The sequence below is a fragment of the Devosia aurantiaca genome (assembly GCF_011058215.1).
GTDB lineage: Bacteria > Pseudomonadota > Alphaproteobacteria > Rhizobiales > Devosiaceae > Devosia > Devosia aurantiaca.
The window spans coordinates 174,763-191,580 of record NZ_JAALFG010000004.1 but is presented as its reverse complement, the minus strand read 5'-3'; the positions used below and the strand labels follow the sequence as shown (position 1 = coordinate 191,580).

The 16,818-nt window shown below is 61.9% G+C and carries 12 protein-coding genes and 1 pseudogene; 2 read left to right on the top strand and 11 right to left on the bottom strand.

Annotated features, from left to right (window positions below):
- Positions 1 to 124: 124 nt before the first annotated feature.
- From G5575_RS16500 to G5575_RS16475, 6 genes and pseudogenes are all read right to left on the bottom strand, one after another.
- The gene (locus tag G5575_RS16500; RefSeq protein ID WP_164535276.1) at positions 125 to 2,065 is read right to left on the bottom strand and encodes an OmpA family protein; all 1,941 of its coding nucleotides are present in this window, start codon (positions 2,063 to 2,065) and stop codon (positions 125 to 127) included.
- A gap of 23 nt (positions 2,066 to 2,088) precedes the next feature.
- Complete coding sequence (locus G5575_RS16495; protein ID WP_164535275.1) at positions 2,089 to 2,610, bottom strand: BON domain-containing protein; 522 nt, start codon at positions 2,608 to 2,610, stop codon at positions 2,089 to 2,091.
- A gap of 167 nt (positions 2,611 to 2,777) precedes the next feature.
- Complete coding sequence (locus G5575_RS16490; RefSeq protein WP_164535274.1) at positions 2,778 to 4,181, bottom strand: hypothetical protein; 1,404 nt, start codon at positions 4,179 to 4,181, stop codon at positions 2,778 to 2,780.
- 380 nt (positions 4,182 to 4,561) lie between these two features.
- Entirely contained in the window at positions 4,562 to 5,719 is a 1,158-nt protein-coding gene (nagA, locus tag G5575_RS16485; protein ID WP_164535273.1) for an N-acetylglucosamine-6-phosphate deacetylase, read from the bottom strand.
- The gene (locus G5575_RS16480; protein ID WP_164535272.1) at positions 5,716 to 6,744 is read right to left on the bottom strand and encodes an SIS domain-containing protein; all 1,029 of its coding nucleotides are present in this window, start codon (positions 6,742 to 6,744) and stop codon (positions 5,716 to 5,718) included. Before G5575_RS16480 ends, nagA begins: the two co-directional genes overlap by 4 nt.
- A pseudogene (locus tag G5575_RS16475) lies at positions 6,741 to 7,411 on the bottom strand (GntR family transcriptional regulator). The gene G5575_RS16480 and the pseudogene G5575_RS16475 overlap by 4 nt, the downstream one beginning before the upstream one ends.
- A gap of 316 nt (positions 7,412 to 7,727) precedes the next feature.
- Between G5575_RS16475 and G5575_RS16470 the strand changes: the two are divergent.
- Positions 7,728 to 8,618, top strand: a complete 891-nt coding sequence (locus G5575_RS16470; protein WP_164535271.1) for an N-acetylmuramic acid 6-phosphate etherase — start codon at positions 7,728 to 7,730, stop codon at positions 8,616 to 8,618.
- On the opposite strand, the gene G5575_RS20755 is transcribed toward G5575_RS16470, so the two are convergent.
- From G5575_RS20755 to G5575_RS16460, 3 genes are all read right to left on the bottom strand, one after another.
- Complete coding sequence (locus G5575_RS20755; protein WP_328766486.1) at positions 8,610 to 9,875, bottom strand: putative bifunctional diguanylate cyclase/phosphodiesterase; 1,266 nt, start codon at positions 9,873 to 9,875, stop codon at positions 8,610 to 8,612. The two genes, G5575_RS16470 and G5575_RS20755, sit on opposite strands and share 9 nt — an antisense overlap.
- Complete coding sequence (locus tag G5575_RS21935) at positions 9,854 to 11,035, bottom strand: MHYT domain-containing protein (RefSeq protein WP_207633210.1); 1,182 nt, start codon at positions 11,033 to 11,035, stop codon at positions 9,854 to 9,856. The genes G5575_RS20755 and G5575_RS21935 overlap by 22 nt, the downstream gene beginning before the upstream one ends.
- 247 nt (positions 11,036 to 11,282) lie before the next feature.
- Positions 11,283 to 13,205, bottom strand: coding sequence for an alpha/beta fold hydrolase (locus G5575_RS16460; protein WP_328766406.1), 1,923 nt, complete (start codon positions 13,203 to 13,205; stop codon positions 11,283 to 11,285).
- Positions 13,206 to 13,419: 214 nt separating this feature from the next.
- Here G5575_RS16460 and hisD point away from each other — a divergent pair, with 214 nt between their 5' ends.
- Complete coding sequence (gene hisD / locus G5575_RS16450; protein ID WP_164535270.1) at positions 13,420 to 14,718, top strand: histidinol dehydrogenase; 1,299 nt, start codon at positions 13,420 to 13,422, stop codon at positions 14,716 to 14,718.
- Positions 14,719 to 14,849: 131 nt separating this feature from the next.
- Here hisD and G5575_RS16445 read toward each other — a convergent pair whose 3' ends face one another.
- Together G5575_RS16445 and G5575_RS16440 are read right to left on the bottom strand one after the other, a co-directional pair.
- A complete protein-coding gene (locus tag G5575_RS16445; RefSeq protein ID WP_164535269.1) occupies positions 14,850 to 15,551 on the bottom strand; it encodes an RraA family protein in 702 nt (233 codons plus the stop codon).
- A gap of 138 nt (positions 15,552 to 15,689) precedes the next feature.
- Positions 15,690 to 16,817, bottom strand: a complete 1,128-nt coding sequence (locus G5575_RS16440) for a cobalamin-independent methionine synthase II family protein (RefSeq protein WP_164535268.1) — start codon at positions 16,815 to 16,817, stop codon at positions 15,690 to 15,692.
- Position 16,818: the final 1 nt, after the last annotated feature.

Genomic DNA, 16,818 nt, shown 5'->3' with positions numbered 1-16,818 from the left:
TCTTCCGGCTCTGGACAGGCTGAGCCAGCCAACGACCATGCCGATAGACGCAGCAACCAACAGGTATGGCCAATAAAAGCCGATCAGAAACCAAAGGGTCGACCACCAAGCCATTGAACCAGCCTTAGCTGTTCTTGTCCTGAACGGTGACGACGATGCGCCGGTTTTGCCGCTTGCCGTCTGCCGTGTCATTGGCTGTGACGGGCTGGGACTCGCCGTAACCGACGGCATAAAGACGGTCGGCCGCAACCCCGCGCTCGATCAAAGCACCGACCACGGCCTCGGCACGGGCAACCGAAAGCGCGAGGTTCTTCTGCTCGTCGCCATCGCTATCGGTATGGCCTTCGACATAGACCGAGGTCTCGGGACAAATGGCGACAGCCTGTGCAAGGGCATCGAGCTCCGGCACCGCGCTCGACGCGATGATGGCGGCGCCGGACTGAAACAAGATGGCGTTGCGTGCGGAAAGCGCTGCGACCTCCTCCTTGCATTGCGCCAGCAAGGCCGGCGTCGTGGTGGGCGCTGCCGGTGTCTCGGTCGGGACGGGCGGCTGTTCGGCCTGCGCTACTGGCGGTTTTGGGGCTTCGGGCTGCGGCGCGGAAATCGCCGGGCTCGCGCCGAGGGGAAGTGTTTGTGTGACTAACGCCAAACTTGCGGCACGCCTCTCGGCGTTCTCGGCCACGCCGGAAACTGTCCACTGTTGCCCGTTAAAGACCGCCTTGCCCTCTTCCAGCTCCAGAAGCGCGTCTACGGCGCTGCGAACCTGTCCCGCAAACTGCTCCGGCGCGCCCGCAGAAAGTTTTGTCGTATCGGTCACCCGGCTTTCGACATGAACGGCGAGATAGTCGCGCAGTGACTGGGCCGGTACATTGCCAGTAAACAAGAAACTGCCATCCGGCAGGCGTTCCGCGGAGAAAACATAGGGCGACACCGCGGCGGGTGTAGCGGCGGGTTCGGCCAGTTGCCACGACCAGCCTGCCTGGGCCAATCCATTGACCGCAAATTCGGTCTCGATAGCGCCGCGATCGATAGAGGAGCCGGGAATGCCTTTGACCGTCCAGCCCGTGCCATCGAACTGAACGGTGCCTTCATCGAGCAATGCCAGGAGATCGAGCGCCTGCCTCGAGGCGGAAGCAAAGTTGTTCGGCGCACCGGAAGCGTAAGCCACCTGGGACGATGCCTTGGACCCGGCGGCGGTCAAGAGCTGTTGCTCGACATCCGGATTCGGCAGCATGCCGGTGAGGGTAATCACCCCATCCTCTTGCCGCGTCGCCGTAAACTCGTAGCGCGCTGCCCGAGGCGGGACAAAATCCATCGTCCCAACTTGAATGCCTTGCGGAAGTTCGGCAGTAACGAGTTGCTGCAAAGTCCCGTAATCGGTTGGAGATTTGGCGATCCCGGTGATCGAAAGACGCTCGCCGGATAAGTTCACGCGACCTTCCGAAATATGCGTTAGCAGCGATAGAGCGAAGTCGAGCCCGGACCGGTAGCTCGCCGGCGCACCGCTGCCGAGTTTAAGGAAATTGACGTCGGCACCATCGATCTCGGACAGGGACGCGCGCGTTGCTTCATCAGGCACAAAGCCATCGAAGACCAGGATGCCGCTGGCCTGGCGCGATACGCTCACCCAGTAATCAGCAACGGGTGGCGGAGCCAGCGTCACGATCGAGCCGTTGCCGGACAGCCGGTTGGTGACCGCCTGGGCGATTTCCACCGTCGCCGGCCTGCCGCTGAGACGACCGACACCGTCAATGATGCTGGCCTCGCCCTCTTCCAACAACGCCAATTGTTCGAGCAGTGACAGGCTGAGATCAGCGTAGTTTTCGGGTGCACCGGAGGCAAGTGAAAGCCCGGTGGCCAAGGGCGTCCCGGACAAATCTGCCGTGCGAAAGCGAGCGATGCTTGGCTCGTCAGGGGCATAGCCCGAAAGCTCGATACGCGTTCCGTCGAAACGGGCAGTCCAGATGTAAGGTGCGACCCACATCGGTTCGATGGACGATCTATCCAGCGTCAGACCCGCCGGTATCTCTGCCACCGCCATCTGCAGAGCACCGAGCGAAGTCAACGACTTGGCTCGGCCGTGGATGGTCAGGTCAAATCGGAAAGCTCGATCTCTCCGCTTTCCATCTCGGCCGCACGGGCGATCGCGAAGTCGACGCCCTCCCTCCAGTGTTGAAGGTCTGGATATCCCGCGTGCACTGCGAGGTTGGCCACCTCGACGCGATGGGTGAGATCCTCAAGTACCACTTGGTTCGGCACACTTCCACGAAGGGTTATGACGCCATCTTCAACTATCGCTTTAAGTCGAAACGGGGTTTCAGCTGCTGCAAGGAAGATGCGGTTGTCGACCGTGCCCGTCCCAGGAAGTGCTGCCAACACGCGTTCGGCGGCGCTGCGCTTCTGCTCACTATCCGTGCTACCAGTCAAAAACAGGTCGCGACCGGTTGCAGCGACTTCCGCCCAGCTCGCGTCCGAAGCATCAAGCTGTGCCCTGCCCTTTGCGGTGAGGTCTGCCACCATGACCGGACTGGCCATCGCCAGCGCAACGCCGGTCGTGCCGATCACTGTCAGCGCGCCGGGCGCCACCCAGAAAAGGAGGTCCTTGATCATCCCGAATCCACTGGAAAGCCGCAACTTGCCAGAGGTTAAATGATTTGCCTCACGCGAAAAAGCAAAATGCCGGATGTGCCGACGACCCCATGTTCTCGCTTTCGCCAACCGCGCAAAGAAAAGGCCCGGCAGAGCCGGGCCTTTCCAATTCAAGAGTAATCAGAGGATTACTTGAATTCCTTGGCAGCCTTGAAGGTGACCTTGTAGGCATCTTCGCTGTTGACTTCGCCGCGGAGCGACGAGGTGAACGAACCACCCGGGGTCCAGCCGAGTTCGGCAGCACCGTAGTAGATGTTGTCGTCGCTGAAGTCAGGATTGTTTTCGATAGCTTCACCGAAGTAGCCGCCGATTTCACCGGTAACCTTGATGGTTTCGGTGACAGCAGCAACAACCTGAGCGGCAACCTGGTAGGTATCCTCGTCGGCAAGGCCGTCCTGGAAGTAGCGTGCACCAAGGTTGATCGAAACGCCTTCGGTGATACCAACGCCGACCGAGCCACCAACACCGTAATCTGTGAAGTCAGCAGCGGGACCGTCGGTCACGTTCTGGATTTCGCCGCTCAATGCGATGGTGAACAGGTCAAACGTTGCTTCGCCCGACACCAGAGCATTCAAAATGTCAGCGCCGATGTGCTTGGTATCTACACCGATAAGCGAGTTGTTGAAGTACGAAACGGCAGCACGAACCTTAAACGCGTCGAAGGTGCCGGTTGCGCCAGCGTGGATCAACCAAGAGTCGACGTCACCACTCAAGACTTCAAAAGCAGCACCGGTGAGGTGGGCCGTTACGCCTTCACCAGAGTAGGACACAACACCGACCAGAGTGCCAGCAGAGTCTTCGTCGTAAGCATCGTCGAAATCTTCGCCGAGCTGAAGGGCTTCGAAACCAACGCCGACGCTGATGCCATCAGCAACGCTGGAAACGACCTGGATCACGTGGCCGCCGAGGTAGTCGGTGTCGGCGTCAATACCAACACCACCGCCGTCGAGCGACGAGGAGTTGAAGAGGCCGAGGTAGCTGAACGGAGCGTCGTCGCCGAGGTTGGCAATCGAGCCCTTCTTACCAGCCATAATGGTGGTGGTGTCGCCGACCTGGACAAAGGCTTCGTCGGCAAAGAACTGGCCGTCTTCAGCAAGCGTCTGGGTGGTGCCGATAGCAGTGCCCGGGCCGTCGCCATCGAGGTCAACACCACCGCGGGTGCGGAAGCGGTAGTCGCTCTTGAGGGTGATGGTGGCTGAAGCACGACCGAAGTCGCTGGAGGAGGAACCAACAGCCTTCAGCCAGGAAATGACGCGGCTATCCCAGTCTTCGCCGACGCCACCGATGGCAACCTGGCGGGGGTCGATGGTTGCAGCAACCGGAGATTCGTCACGGAATTCGCCGTAGCCGAATTCGTAGCTGACGCCGCCGGTGATGACGAGGCAGTTGTCGGAAGACGAAATGGTCAGGCCCGAGATGCCGAGCGAGTCGCAAACGTCGAGCGAAGTCAGAACGCCGAGATCGGCAGCATAACCGGCGGTCGAGAGACCAGCAGCGGCGATAGAACCAAGCATAAGGCTCTTGAGTTTCATTAGGTGACCTCCAAAGTCAGTCATTTTTGCGCTGGTTGCCCAGCAGTTTGTCGAAACGCGACCACACTATCGTGGTGCAGTGTGTTGCCGTCGCGTTGCGACCGACAAACGATCCCATGCATGGATTCGCAAGACCCACTCTACGCATGGAAAACTTGGACGCAATCGCGGCAATGCTGTTTTGGCCCGGTCACAATCTGCTTGCAGAGCGCTTGTTGCAGATTCAGCACACAGATCGTAACGTCCTGTTAAGAAGTTTAAAGAAACTGCTAAGATACGCAGTATAACGGGCGGATGAACAGCTCGCGGCCAGTTCGAAGCCATGTAACTTCGTGGCAGAGATGTGGTGCAAATGCGAGCGGAGGACCCGTTGCTGGCGGTTACGGCCAGACTTTTTCGCCGCAAACCCAAGTGGCGTTGACCTGATATCGGTCATCAAGATGCACGAAGCTGGCTACAGCCGAACTGCGGAGATGCCCGTAGGTGTCGTCCAGGCCCATGGCGTGCGCAGGATAAAGCGCCGCCATTCGGAAAGCCTCGTCTGGGATCAGCCCGACTTCGGTGATCATGAAATTGACGGCATCGATCATGTCGAGGTCGGCGCCGGCCAGAGTGCCGTCGGCTAGGCGCAAGGCGCCGTCAGCACGGGTAATGGTGCGACCGTTCAGTTCGAAGCTGGCGAGATCGGTACCCGTCTGCGACATGGCGTCGGTAACGAGAAAGATGCGGCCAGGGCCATTTTTTGCGCGCAAAGCCGCTTTGATTGCGGCGGCGTGAACATGAATGCCGTCGGCAATGAGCCCTGCAAAGGCCTCGGGACGTTCTATCACGGCACCAACAACGCCGGGTTCGCGATTGCCGAGCTGGCTCATGGCGTTGAACAAATGGGTTGCCATTGTGGCACCGTTATCAAAAGCGGCGTTGGCCGTGTCGAAGCCGGCATCGGAATGGCCGATGCTGACGACGATGCCCGCATTCACCAGGGCCTTGATCTGCTCCGGTCTGACGGTTTCGGCGGCCACGGTGCAGAGCAGGTTCGGCAACGAAGACGCCGCCGAAATTAAGCGCTCAAGGTCTGCGTTGTCCATCGGCCGGATCAGTGCCGGATCGTGGGTTCCCTTGCGCGCAAGCGACAGGTGCGGCCCTTCAAGATGGAGTCCGATGAAGCCGGGAACCTTCGCCTCGGCTGCTGCGATGCCGGCAGCGATAGCGGCTTGGTTGATTTCTACAGTATCGGTGATCAGCGTTGGCAGAAGCGCCGTGGTACCGAACTGGGCGTGCGCAGCGCAGATGGTGCGGATGCTTTCGAGCGTCGGCGCATTGTTGAACAGGACACCGCCGCCGCCATTGACCTGAAGATCGATGAAGCCGGGCACGACCATGCCGCCATCGAGCACCAAGATTTCGGCATTGGCTGGAATAGCGTCACGCGCAACGATCGCCGCCACGTGGCCCATTTCAATCAGCAAGGCGGCATCTTCGTGCCAGTCCCAGCCGTCAAAGATTCGGGCTCCAGTGATGGCGCGGAGATCGCTCATACCGTTTCCGTCACCTTGCGCAGCATCGGTGGTTGGTCGGGATTGAGGCCGCGATGACGGGCCAGCGCCTCGACGAAACCGTAAAAGGACACGATCAGCGACAGGGGATCAGTGATCGGATGACCGGTTGCGGCGAATGGGAGGCGCGTTGCGGCCCCAGGCCGTTCGCTGGTGAGGAAGGCACGAGCACCCTGCCCAGCCAGCTTATGCGCCATGTCGGCAACCGAGGCTTCGGCCGCATCGCGCGCCGCGAGCCCAAGCACCGGGTAACCCTTTGTGACGATGGACACCGGGCCATGCATCACTTCGGCCGCGCTATAAGACTCGCCCTGGATGCCGCAGGTTTCCTTGAATTTAAGCGCCGCTTCGTTGGCAATGGCAAAGCCCGGGCCACGGCCCAAAACATAAAGCGCCGAGTGACCGTCCAGTGCGTCGATCATCTCGGACCAGTCACAGGCGACAGCCTTGGCGAGGCTTTCCGGCAGTGCATCGACAGCGGCCTTGAGCTCCCCGTCGCCGCTCCAGCGCGCCAGGAGCGCCAGGCCCGCGACGACCGAGGTGACGAAGGTTTTGGTGGCGGCAACGCTTTTTTCGACGCCGGCATGGAGGTCGATGGTGAAGTCGCTCGCTTCTGCCAAGGGTGAAGCGGGGGTATTGGTGATGGCGATGGTGGTGGCGCCGGAGCGCTTGGCTGACTGCGCCATGCCGACGATATCGGGGCTCTTGCCGGACTGCGACACGGCAATGGCCACCGCGCGGTCGAGCTTGAGATCACGCCCGTAGATCGAAGCGATCGAGGGGCCGACCGACGCGACGGGCAGACCCAAGGTCAGCTCGATGGCGTATTTCAGGTAAGCCGACGCGTGATCCGAGGAGCCACGGGCGACGGTGATGACCATGGCCGGATCTTCATGGCGCAGTCGGGCCGCCGCATTCTCGAGCACCGATCCGGAGGCATCGAGAAAAGTCCTGACCACGCCCGGGATCTGGTCCACTTCCTGACGCATGAAGGTGGTGTCGGTCATGGCTGTTGAGCTCCGGTCGTGCCGTCGCCAAGCCTGAGCTCGGCGACGAAATCATAGGTATCGCCCCGGTAGATGGAGCGGGTGAATTCGATGACGCGGCCGGTCGAGAGATAGGAAACCCGCTCGATGTGAAGGCCGGCCGAGCCTGTCGCGACCTGCAAAAGATGCGCGTCGGCTTCGCCGATATTGGCGGCGCGAATGCGCTGGATGGCGCGCACAGGGCGCGAGCCGAAGCGTTCGAGGTGCTTATAAAGCGAGTCGCCGATGCTGGTCGGCTGCGGCAATATGGTGGCCGCAAGGCTGGCGCGTTCGATAGCCAGCGGCATGTCGCCAGTGAGGCGCAGGCGGAGACTCGCGCCACCTGTTCCCCTCCGCTTAGTCCCAGGATCATGGTTTCTTCCGGCGACGGCAGATAGAGCCCGCGATCGAGCCACTCCGCCCGCACGGCCATGCCACGCCGCGCCATATCTTCGGTGAACGAGGTCAGCTGCGACAGGGACTGCTCGACACGCTGTGTCTGCGGCGCGACGAAGGTGCCCGACCCATGGCGCTGCACCAGAATGCCGTCCTGCACCAGATGCTGTACAGCCTTGCGCACGGTCACGCGGGACACATCGGCCCGCATCGCAAGGTCGCGTTCGGAGGGGAGCGCATCGCCGGGGTTGATCGTGCCACGGTTTATGGCATCCTCGATCCAGCGCTTCAGCTGCAGATAAAGCGGTCCGCCAACTGGCAGGACAACGGGACCATCGCCGAAAATACCGCCGATCTGTTCCACTTGCCCTCCCCGCCGGACCCAATGCGGCACTGCTTAGTCTATGATACCAATAAAATACCATTCACCAAGCCCTGTTAAGCGTTTTCTCCAAGTGGGCTGAACATTGCTGTGCACATGGGTAAATTCTTGGACGCCAAAGCTGCGTAGCGCTGACGCCGTAGACAAGTGGTATTTTTTTGGCATTATCGCTGGTCACGGAGGCACCATGACCAGCAGGCAGACCGAACAGTTGCACACCGATGCCCGTGGGCTCGACTTGCGCCCCGGCGAAGAGGTCTTGCAACTGCTTGCAGCCGGCCAAAGTGCCGCGGCGGAAGCCGTGCAATCGGCGATCCCCGACATAGCACGCGGCGCAAAGGCTGCCGCCCAGACCATTCGGGACGGCGGCCGGCTGATCTACGCCGCTGCCGGTAGTTCCGGATTGATGGCGCTTGCGGACGCCCTCGAACTTCCCGGCACGTATGGCATCGATCGCCAGCAGGTCGTCGTCTTGCTCGCTGGCGGCATGGATGCGCTGCAGGATATTCGCGGTGGCCCGGAGGACGATGCGGACGCGGCGATCGCTGCTGTCACGACAATCCAGCCCAGTTCGAAGGATTGCCTCATCTCGCTGACCGCGAGCGGCCACACGCCCTACCCGATCGCAGCCGCACAGACTGCGCGATCAGCCGGAGCAAGGACAGTCGGGCTGGCCAACAATGCCGGCGCCGCCCTTTTCGATCATGTCGATGTCTCGATCTGCCTGCCGACGCCACCGGAAGTCATCGCTGGCTCGACACGCATGGGCGCGGGCACTGCGCAAAAGATCGCTCTCAACATGCTCTCGACGCTGATGGCGATGGAGCTGGGCCATGTGCATGACGGCATGATGGTCAACGTCATCGCCGACAACGAAAAGCTTCGCGGCCGCGCCCGCGGGATCGTCATGGCCGCTGCCGGAGTGGACGAGACAAGAGCCATCCAGGCTCTCGAAGCCAGTCACGGTGCGGTCAAGCCCGCAATCCTCATTGCCGCCGGCGCTTCGCCGCAGCAGGCGGAAACACTGCTGACGACGCATAATGGCATGCTGCGACCGGCGCTGGCCGAACTAGGCTGAAAGCTTAAGCGCGCTCCAGTCGATCGATCCGGGGCGGCCAAGCAGGAAGCCCTGCGCCTCCGTGCAGCCTTCTGCCCGAAGCACGTCGAGCTGCGCCGGGGTCTCGACCCCTTCGGCCAGGACGGGAACCGAGAGGCTTTTGCCCAAGGCGAGGATCGCTCGAATGATGGCCTTGGCCTGCTCGTCGTGCTCGACCTCTGGCATGAAGGAGCGATCGAGCTTGATCTTGTCGAAGGGGAACGAGCGCAGCGTGTCGAGCGACGAATAGCCGGTGCCAAAATCGTCGATGGCGATGGAGACGCCAAGCGCCTTGATGTCGTTCAACACGACCAGTGCCCGCTTGCGGTCGGCGATTATGGCGGTCTCGGTGACTTCCAGTTCCAATCTTTCCGGCGCAAGCCCGGTCTGGTCGAGCACGTGCTTGACCATGTCGACGAGTTCGAGCTGGGCGAGTTGCAGGCCGGAGACGTTGACGGCGATCTTGTGGGGCTCGGGCCAGGAGGCCGCCTCGTGGCAGGCGGTCGACAGCACCCAGGCGCCGATCGCGCTGATGGCGCCGCATTCTTCGGCAATGGGGATGAAGTCAGCGGGCGACATGGCGCCGTGGCCCGGCCGGTTCCAGCGCAGGAGCACCTCGTAGCCCGTTGTTTCGCCGGTGGTGACGGATTTCTGCACCTGGTAGGCAAGGTGAAAGCCACCCGTCTCCAATGCCGTCCAAAGATCCTTGGCCACGGCACGGCGTTCGCGCGCCGCTTCATCCATGCCCTGCTCATAGTAGCAGATGCGCTGGTCGATCTCGGCCTTGGCTCGATAGAGCGCCAGGTCTGCATTGTTGAGGAGCTTGGAACGGTCGCGTCCATCCTCGGGGAAGATGGCCACGCCGACGCTGCCGCCAACAAGCAGCATGCTGTCGCCGAACGTAATACGGCCATTCACTGCCTGTTCAAGACGGTCGAGGAAGTCGCGCAGAGACGCCATGGTGGTGAACGGCTTGACCGCTGCAAATTCGTCGCCACCCAGGCGCGCGACCAGTTCGCCATCCTTGAGCGTGCCATTGATGCGGTCGGCCAGGCCGCGAAGCACCTGGTCGCCAGCCGCGTGGCCGAAACTGTCATTGATGTCCTTGAAGCGATCGAGGTCGATGGCGACGACCGCGAGCTTTTCGCCGCTGGCAAGCGCCGCCTCGAGCGCATTGTCGAGCGCAAGATCGAAACGGGCACGATTGGGCAGGCCGGTCAGCGCATCATGGTGGGCCATGTGGGCGATGGCCGCGGCATCCCGGCGGCTTTCCGAAATATCTTCGACCGTTGCGATGAAGGCGCCGCGACCGGCCTTGTTGTTGCGCACCCGATAGGCGCGGCCATCGGACAATTGCTGGACGATGTCACCACCGCCCTGCTCCGACATGGCGGCATAGCTCGCGCTGATCTCTTGCGCCTTGGTCCAAGCGGTCTCAGCATCCATGCCGCGCGCGTTTCGAGCGAGCGGCGCAAAAGCGCGGGAAGCGTCTCGCCGACAGCATTGATGGACTTGGGCAGGTCCAGCAGCTCGAGCAGCCGCGTGTTGTGCAGCAACAGGGTGCCATTGCCATCGAACAGGGCAAGCCCCTGCCCCATATGAGTCAGCGCAAGGTTGAGCCGATCGTTGACCTCTGCCAGCCGTTGCGCGTCGGCGGCCTGGCGCACCGCCTCGCGCATGGTGTGGCGCCGATCGACTTCATCCAGCAGCAGACTGCCGAAAGCTGCGGCCAGAACCATCAGCGAGGTGAGGGCGATCACCAGGGACAGGAGCCCAGCATTCATCTCGCCAGCACCGGCCAGGGCCATGCACGCCGAAAAATCCGCCGCGGCCATGGCGGTGAAATGCATGGCGCAAATGGCTGCTGTCAAAAGACCGGCGCCGGCAAGGCTGCACCGGCGATTGCCATCAAAACCGACGGCAACAGCCGCGCTCGCAAGGACGATGCCGGCAATGATCGAAAGGGTCACGACGCCCGACTGCCAGACGATTTCGCCCTGCATCATCAGGGCGGCCATGCCGGTATAATGCATTACCGAAATGCCGACGCCGATGGTGGCGCCGCCAAGGACCCGATCGAAGCGATTGGTGCCATGGACGGCAATGGCGATACCGCCGCCGCAAACCAGAACGGAAATCGCCAGCGACAGCGTCGTCAGCCCCATATCGAAGCCGAAGTGAAAACCAGGCTGGAAAGCGAGCACGGCAACAAAGTGCGTGGCCCAGATGCCCACGCCTACGGAGAGGGCGGAGATGAGGTCCCAGACGAGCTGCATCTTGCCCGTCGCGCGCTTCGCATGGCGCATCAGGCTGATGCAGGCATAGGACGAGACCAGGCAAACGACCGCCGCCAGCATCACCAGCGGCAGATCATGGCCATGCAGGAAAAAGTCGATCACGTAAGCACCTTGCCACTTCGGCCATCGGACCACGGCAGTGGTAGGGAGACTACCTTACAGGATCGTTACGGATCGACAGCGAGCGACGCTCCGCAGAGACTGCTTGCAGACATGCTTAAAAATGTTGGCCGAATTACTAGGCTAGCCCGGCGAATACCTGCCGCTTTTCAAGCGTGGTGAGCGGAAAAGTGTCACGTTCGTCGCCCTCTCCCGAAACAAAAAAGCGGGCCGAAGCCCGCCTTTCTAGTTAAGCCTGGCCAGCTTCTGCCAGCTGGCCGAGCTTGACCTGGACCAGCATGGAAAGCTCGTCGTAGACGTTCCATTCGTCGACGATCTTGCCGTCCTTCCAGTGGTAGTGGCTCATGCCCATGACCTGGACGCGCTTGCCGGTGGGGTCGCCCAATTCGTTGAGGATGCCGTAGCCGAGGTGGTGGCCCTCCATCAGCCAGCGCACGGCGACCTTGGTGCCGCCTTCTTCGCAGGGGTTGGAGGCGACATGCTGGACTTCATAGGACGCGTCCGGCAGCGAGCCGATCAGGCCCAGATGCTGGTGAATGATGGCGGCCTGGCCGTAGAGCTCCTTCATCAGCGGACCATGATACTGCGCATTGGGCGCGTAATCCTGGGCGATGCGGCCGAACATGCGCTTGGTGAAGACCTCGTGCAGCATTTCGATGGTCTGGGCTTCGATGTCATTGTGCGCCAGCGACGTGTCGGCCTTTTCATTGGGGCGGGTCTGGCCTAGGAAGCGGCGGTTTTCACCGATGTCGAGCGAGGTGAGGCCAGCGTCGAACTTGGACTTGGCCGTGCGCGCCGCGAAGTGGTTGGGGTCGAGACCCAACTGCTTGATGATCGCCATCTGATCGGCCACGACCCATTCGCGGTAGATCATGTTGCGGTGGATCATGCAGTCCGCGATCGTGCGCGAGACGAAGGGCTTGAAGGTCGGCTGGCCGAGGTGGCCATACTGGGTGTGGCGGCCCGAACCGGTAACGAGGTGGCTGGTATAGAAGCCGTCCTTGTCGTTGCCGTTCCAGATCACCTGCGTGCCCATGCCACGGCGTTCCGGGAAGGAGACCAGGCGCTGGATGGTGTCGCGGACGACGTCTTCGCGATTGTAGATCGTGCCGGTGGTGCCATAAAGCACGCAGTTATGCGTGTAGTGGGTGTAGATCAGCCCAATGTCGCGCTCGTCCCAGATTTTGTGGGTGCAGCGGATGATGTAGTCGACGATGTCGGTATAGATGTCGTCGAACCCATCCAGCGACTGGGAACGCGGGCGATCGTCCGGGGCGATATCGCGATAATCGCGGCGCTCGACCTGCAGCACGCTTTCTTCCAGCGCCACCTCCGAACTGCCCTTGATCTTGGGGTTGCTGGTAACGTCGCTCATCACTGCTCCTTGGGCCGCCTTGGCCGGCATGTCGTTGATCGTGGTCCAATCCAGCCAGTCGCGCACATGACGCGCCACCGCGGCCGGATTTTCAAGCGGGGCGAAATGTCCTGCTTGCGGAATGGTGTAAAATTGTGCGCCGGTGATGGCGTCGGCAATCTCGCGATGCGCCTCGAGCGTGCAGACCTGCTCGTGCTCGCCCGCCAGAACCAGCGTCGGCACGGCGATCTTGCGCAGCCGCTTCCGGCTGTCGGCGCGGCTGATGCCGATCTCGACCTGCGGCCCGAGACGCTCGGCGCCGAGGTCTTCGGCCATGGCGATGACGGTTTGCAGCAATTGGGTGTTGCCGACATTGTCGGGCGCAACCGAACGGTCCCACCCGCCGCGCACATAATCGGCCATGCCGGTTTCGGCCGCATTGACAACTTCCACGCGCCGCCGGTCGATGTCGTTTGCGGGAACTGGCCGGGCCGTCGTGTCGACCAGTGCCAGCCGCGCAACGCGCTGCGTTGCCTGCGCCGCCATCTCGAGCGCCACGATGCCGCCCAGCGAAAAGCCTAGCAGCGAAAACCGCTCGGGCGCCCGCTCGAGCAGCTTGGCGGCCATCTCCTTGGCGGTGGATGCGCCGTTGAGGTCGCCAACGATCGTCACCGGCACATTGAGATGCTCCAGCATCGGCTCAAACAGCCGGCCGTCACAGGCGGTGCCGGGCAGCAAGAGCAGCGGCAGCTGCTCGTCGGCCGCACCATGAGCCTTGATGGGAGCGGACTGGTTCACGCGGCGAACTCGGTGCCGATCAACAGACCGGGATCGGGATAAAGCATGGTTCCTCCGGCCGGCCCGACCACCATCGAACCGTCCTCAACTGGAAAAAACTCTGGCAAATATTGAATACGTATGCAAGATCAATTCGACACCGGTTTGGATGGGCGAAAGGCTGACCCTCAGTTAGCCGAGGCGCTTCCAAACGCTATTTTCGGAGCAGATTTTGATGACACAGAGTGCCGTTTCACCGTTCCCAGGCGTCGAATATGTGAAGGCGCCGGAGCGTTCTTCCGTCGGCGACAACGCTCCGGTGGAAACGCTGGTCAGCGAGATCATCAAGAACGTGCGCGCCAATGGCGATGCGGCCGTTCGGGAATACTCGGCCAAGTTCGACAAGTCGGATATCGAGGTTTTCGAAGTCACCGCCGAAGAACGTCAGGCGGCGCTGGACGAGCTTGATCCGCAGACCCGCAAGGACACCGAGTTCGCCATCGCTAACGTGCGCAAGTTTGCCGAGGCACAGCTGGCCACTATCCTGCCGCTCGAGGTCGAGACCCTGCCCGGCGTCCATATGGGTCACCGCGTGATCCCGATCCAGCGCGTCGGCTGCTATGTTCCCGGTGGCCGCTATCCGCTCCTATCTGCGCCGATCATGACGATCGTCCCCGCCAAGGTTGCCGGCGTCGATGAAGTCATCGCCTGCCTGCCGCCCAATGCCCACAAGGCAATGATCGCCGGCTGCGCCCTTTCCGGCGCCGACCGCATCTTCCGCATCGGCGGGGCTCAGGCCATCGCCGCCATGGCCTATGGCACCGAAAGCGTTCCGGCCGTCAACAAGATCGTCGGCCCCGGCAATGCCTTCGTCAACGAAGCCAAGCGCCAGGTGTTCGGTCCGGTCGGCATCGACCAACTCGCCGGTCCTTCCGAAATCTTCGTCGTTGCCGACTCTTCGGGCGATGCCGAGATGATCGCGACCGACCTCCTCGCCCAGGCCGAACACGATATCCGCACCCGCGTCGGTCTCATCACCACCGACCGCGCCCTGGCAGAAGCGACGCTCAAGGAAGTCGAAAAGCAGCTTGAAACGCTCTCGACCGCCAACACCGCCCGCGAAGCCTGGATCAACTACGGCGAGATCACCGTCTGCGAGAGCGAGGATGCGATGATCGGCTATTCCGACCTGATCGCCGCCGAGCACCTCCAGGTCCACACCACCGACAGCAAAGCCTTTGCGCTGAAGCTGCGCAACTACGGCTCGCTATTCATTGGCGAACTCGCCAGCGTCGTTTATTCCGACAAATGCTCGGGCACCAACCACACGCTCCCGACCATGGGCGCCGGCGCCTATACCGGCGGCCTCTGGGTCGGCGCATACGTCAAGATCGCAACGCATCAGTGGCTTGACGAGCGCGGTGTCGAGCAGGTCGCTCCGCCCGCTGCCCGCCAGTCGGCCAGCGAAGGGCTCGAGGGCCACCGCCGGGCAGCCCAGCTGCGATTGGACCGCATGCAGTCCAAGGCGAACTAAAGAAAAGGCCCGCGAAAGCGGGCCTTTTTGTTGATTGAGACCTCATAGTGAGCCTGTCGAACCACGAGCTCGGTTTCACAAACCTTGCCACGACCTCGTCCTTCGACAAGCTCAGGATGAGGTCTACTTAGTCAGCTGATCTTGTCCGCATCCAGCCAAGCCTGCCTCAGCTTCTCAACATTGAAGCCCGGCGCCCGGGCCGCCGTCAGAATGGGCACTTCCTTGCGCATGACGACGTCGATGGCCCAGGCCATGCGTTCGATATGCTCGGCAGGAATGACGACGCCACCATGCCGATCCGCATGGACCAGATCGCCAGGCCGGACATTCATGCCGAAGACCGTGACCGGCACGTCGAGTTCGGTCACATGCACGAAGGCGTGGCTCGGGCCGACGGAGCCGGCGATCACCTGATAGCCCTCGTCGAGCATGCCGAGATCCCGCAGCACGCCATTGGTCAGCGTGCCGGCAATGCCCAGACCCTTGTGCTGCGCCACCTGCATTTCGCCCCAGAAACCGCCGATAGCGTGGGGAAAATCGGTGTCCTCGATGACGACGACGTTTGGCCCTTCGCCCTCCGCGACATACTCGTAATATTTCATGCGCAGAGCCCGCACTTCCGCCGCGGGCTTTTGTGCCGGCGACGATGCGCGGATCTTGGCGGTGCGGGCAAAACCGACAACCGGCGGCAGGCTGGGATCGGCGCAGACGACCGGCGTCTTGGTGAACCCCTCGGCCGTGCGGCCGCCCATGACATGTTCGAGCGCGTTGCAGACGGTCGGGGTGTCGGCAGCTCGGAGAGCGGCAAGGACGTCGGGAGAAATGGTTGGCATGGTTGCTCCTCGGATTTCTACCTCGCCCCTCCGGGGAGAGGTCGGCGCGAAGCGCCGGGTGAGGGGTTCTTGATTGTTATGAAGGCCCCTCACCCTTCCCTCTCCCCATAGGGGCGAGGGTACACAGGAGCCGATGGTTCAGTGCCTGGACGCTATCTCAGCGCCTTCGCTCAGCGCCTTGAACTTGGCCCAGACGATGTCCGGGTCCACGGCGCCGAAGCCGGCAAAGGTGGAGAAACCGCAATCGGTGCCGGCAATTACGCGTTCGGCGCCGACGATGTCGACGAAATTCTTGAGGCGCTGGGCGATCAGTTCGGGATGCTCGACAAAGTTGGAGGTCGAGTCGATGACGCCCGGGATCAGCACATAATCATCGGGCAAATCGACATTCTTCCAGTCGATCCACTCATGCGCGTGCCGCGGATTGGCGCCTTCGAACAGCAACGCCCGCGGCTTGGCTTTGAGCAGGCCCGGCAGGATCTTCTTGAGCGCGATGTCGCAGACGTGGGGGCCTTCGTAATTGCCCCAGCACACATGCATGCGCACGTCTTTGCCGTCGATATTGCGCAGCGCGTGATTCATCACCTCGATGTGGCGGCCTGCCGCCTGGAGGAAACCGTCGTCATCGAGATCCTTGTACATCATGTGCCGGCCGAGGCCGAGATCGGGTGCATCGAGCTGCAGAATGAAGCCGGCTTCGACGATGCCCTCGTATTCAACCCGCATGCCTTCGGCGACGGCTTCAAGATATTCGTCCTGCGTCGAATAGAATTCGTTGGGCTGGAACAGCGCGATAACGCCGGGCGTCGCCGAGTTCATGAAGCCCTTGGCATAGCCGTTGCGCTTAAGTGCACCGCCGAAGGCCTCGACATCCTCACGCAGCGGCTCGAGGCTTTTGACCGTAATTTCGCCGACGCATTTGGGCCGGCGATAGGTCGGCGTGCCACCGGTACTGGCCTGGCGCTTGAGGAAATTGGGGAACATTTCGAGGTCGGCCGGCGGCTGGCGCGAGCTGTCGCCATCAAAGCCGGTAAGCCGGTCCTTGATATAGGTGGCGTAGGAAATCTTGCTCATTTCGCCATCGGACGGCAGGTCGATGCCTGCCGCCTTCTGCTTGGCGACGATGTCGTCGACCGCCGCCCCGATAATGGTGTTGAAGCCGGCCTCATCGATGGGGACGCCGGCTTCGCGCGCGAACACAAGGTCCGTCACCTGCTTGGAACGCGGCAACGAGCCGACATGGGTGGTGAGGATCTTGTGGGCCATA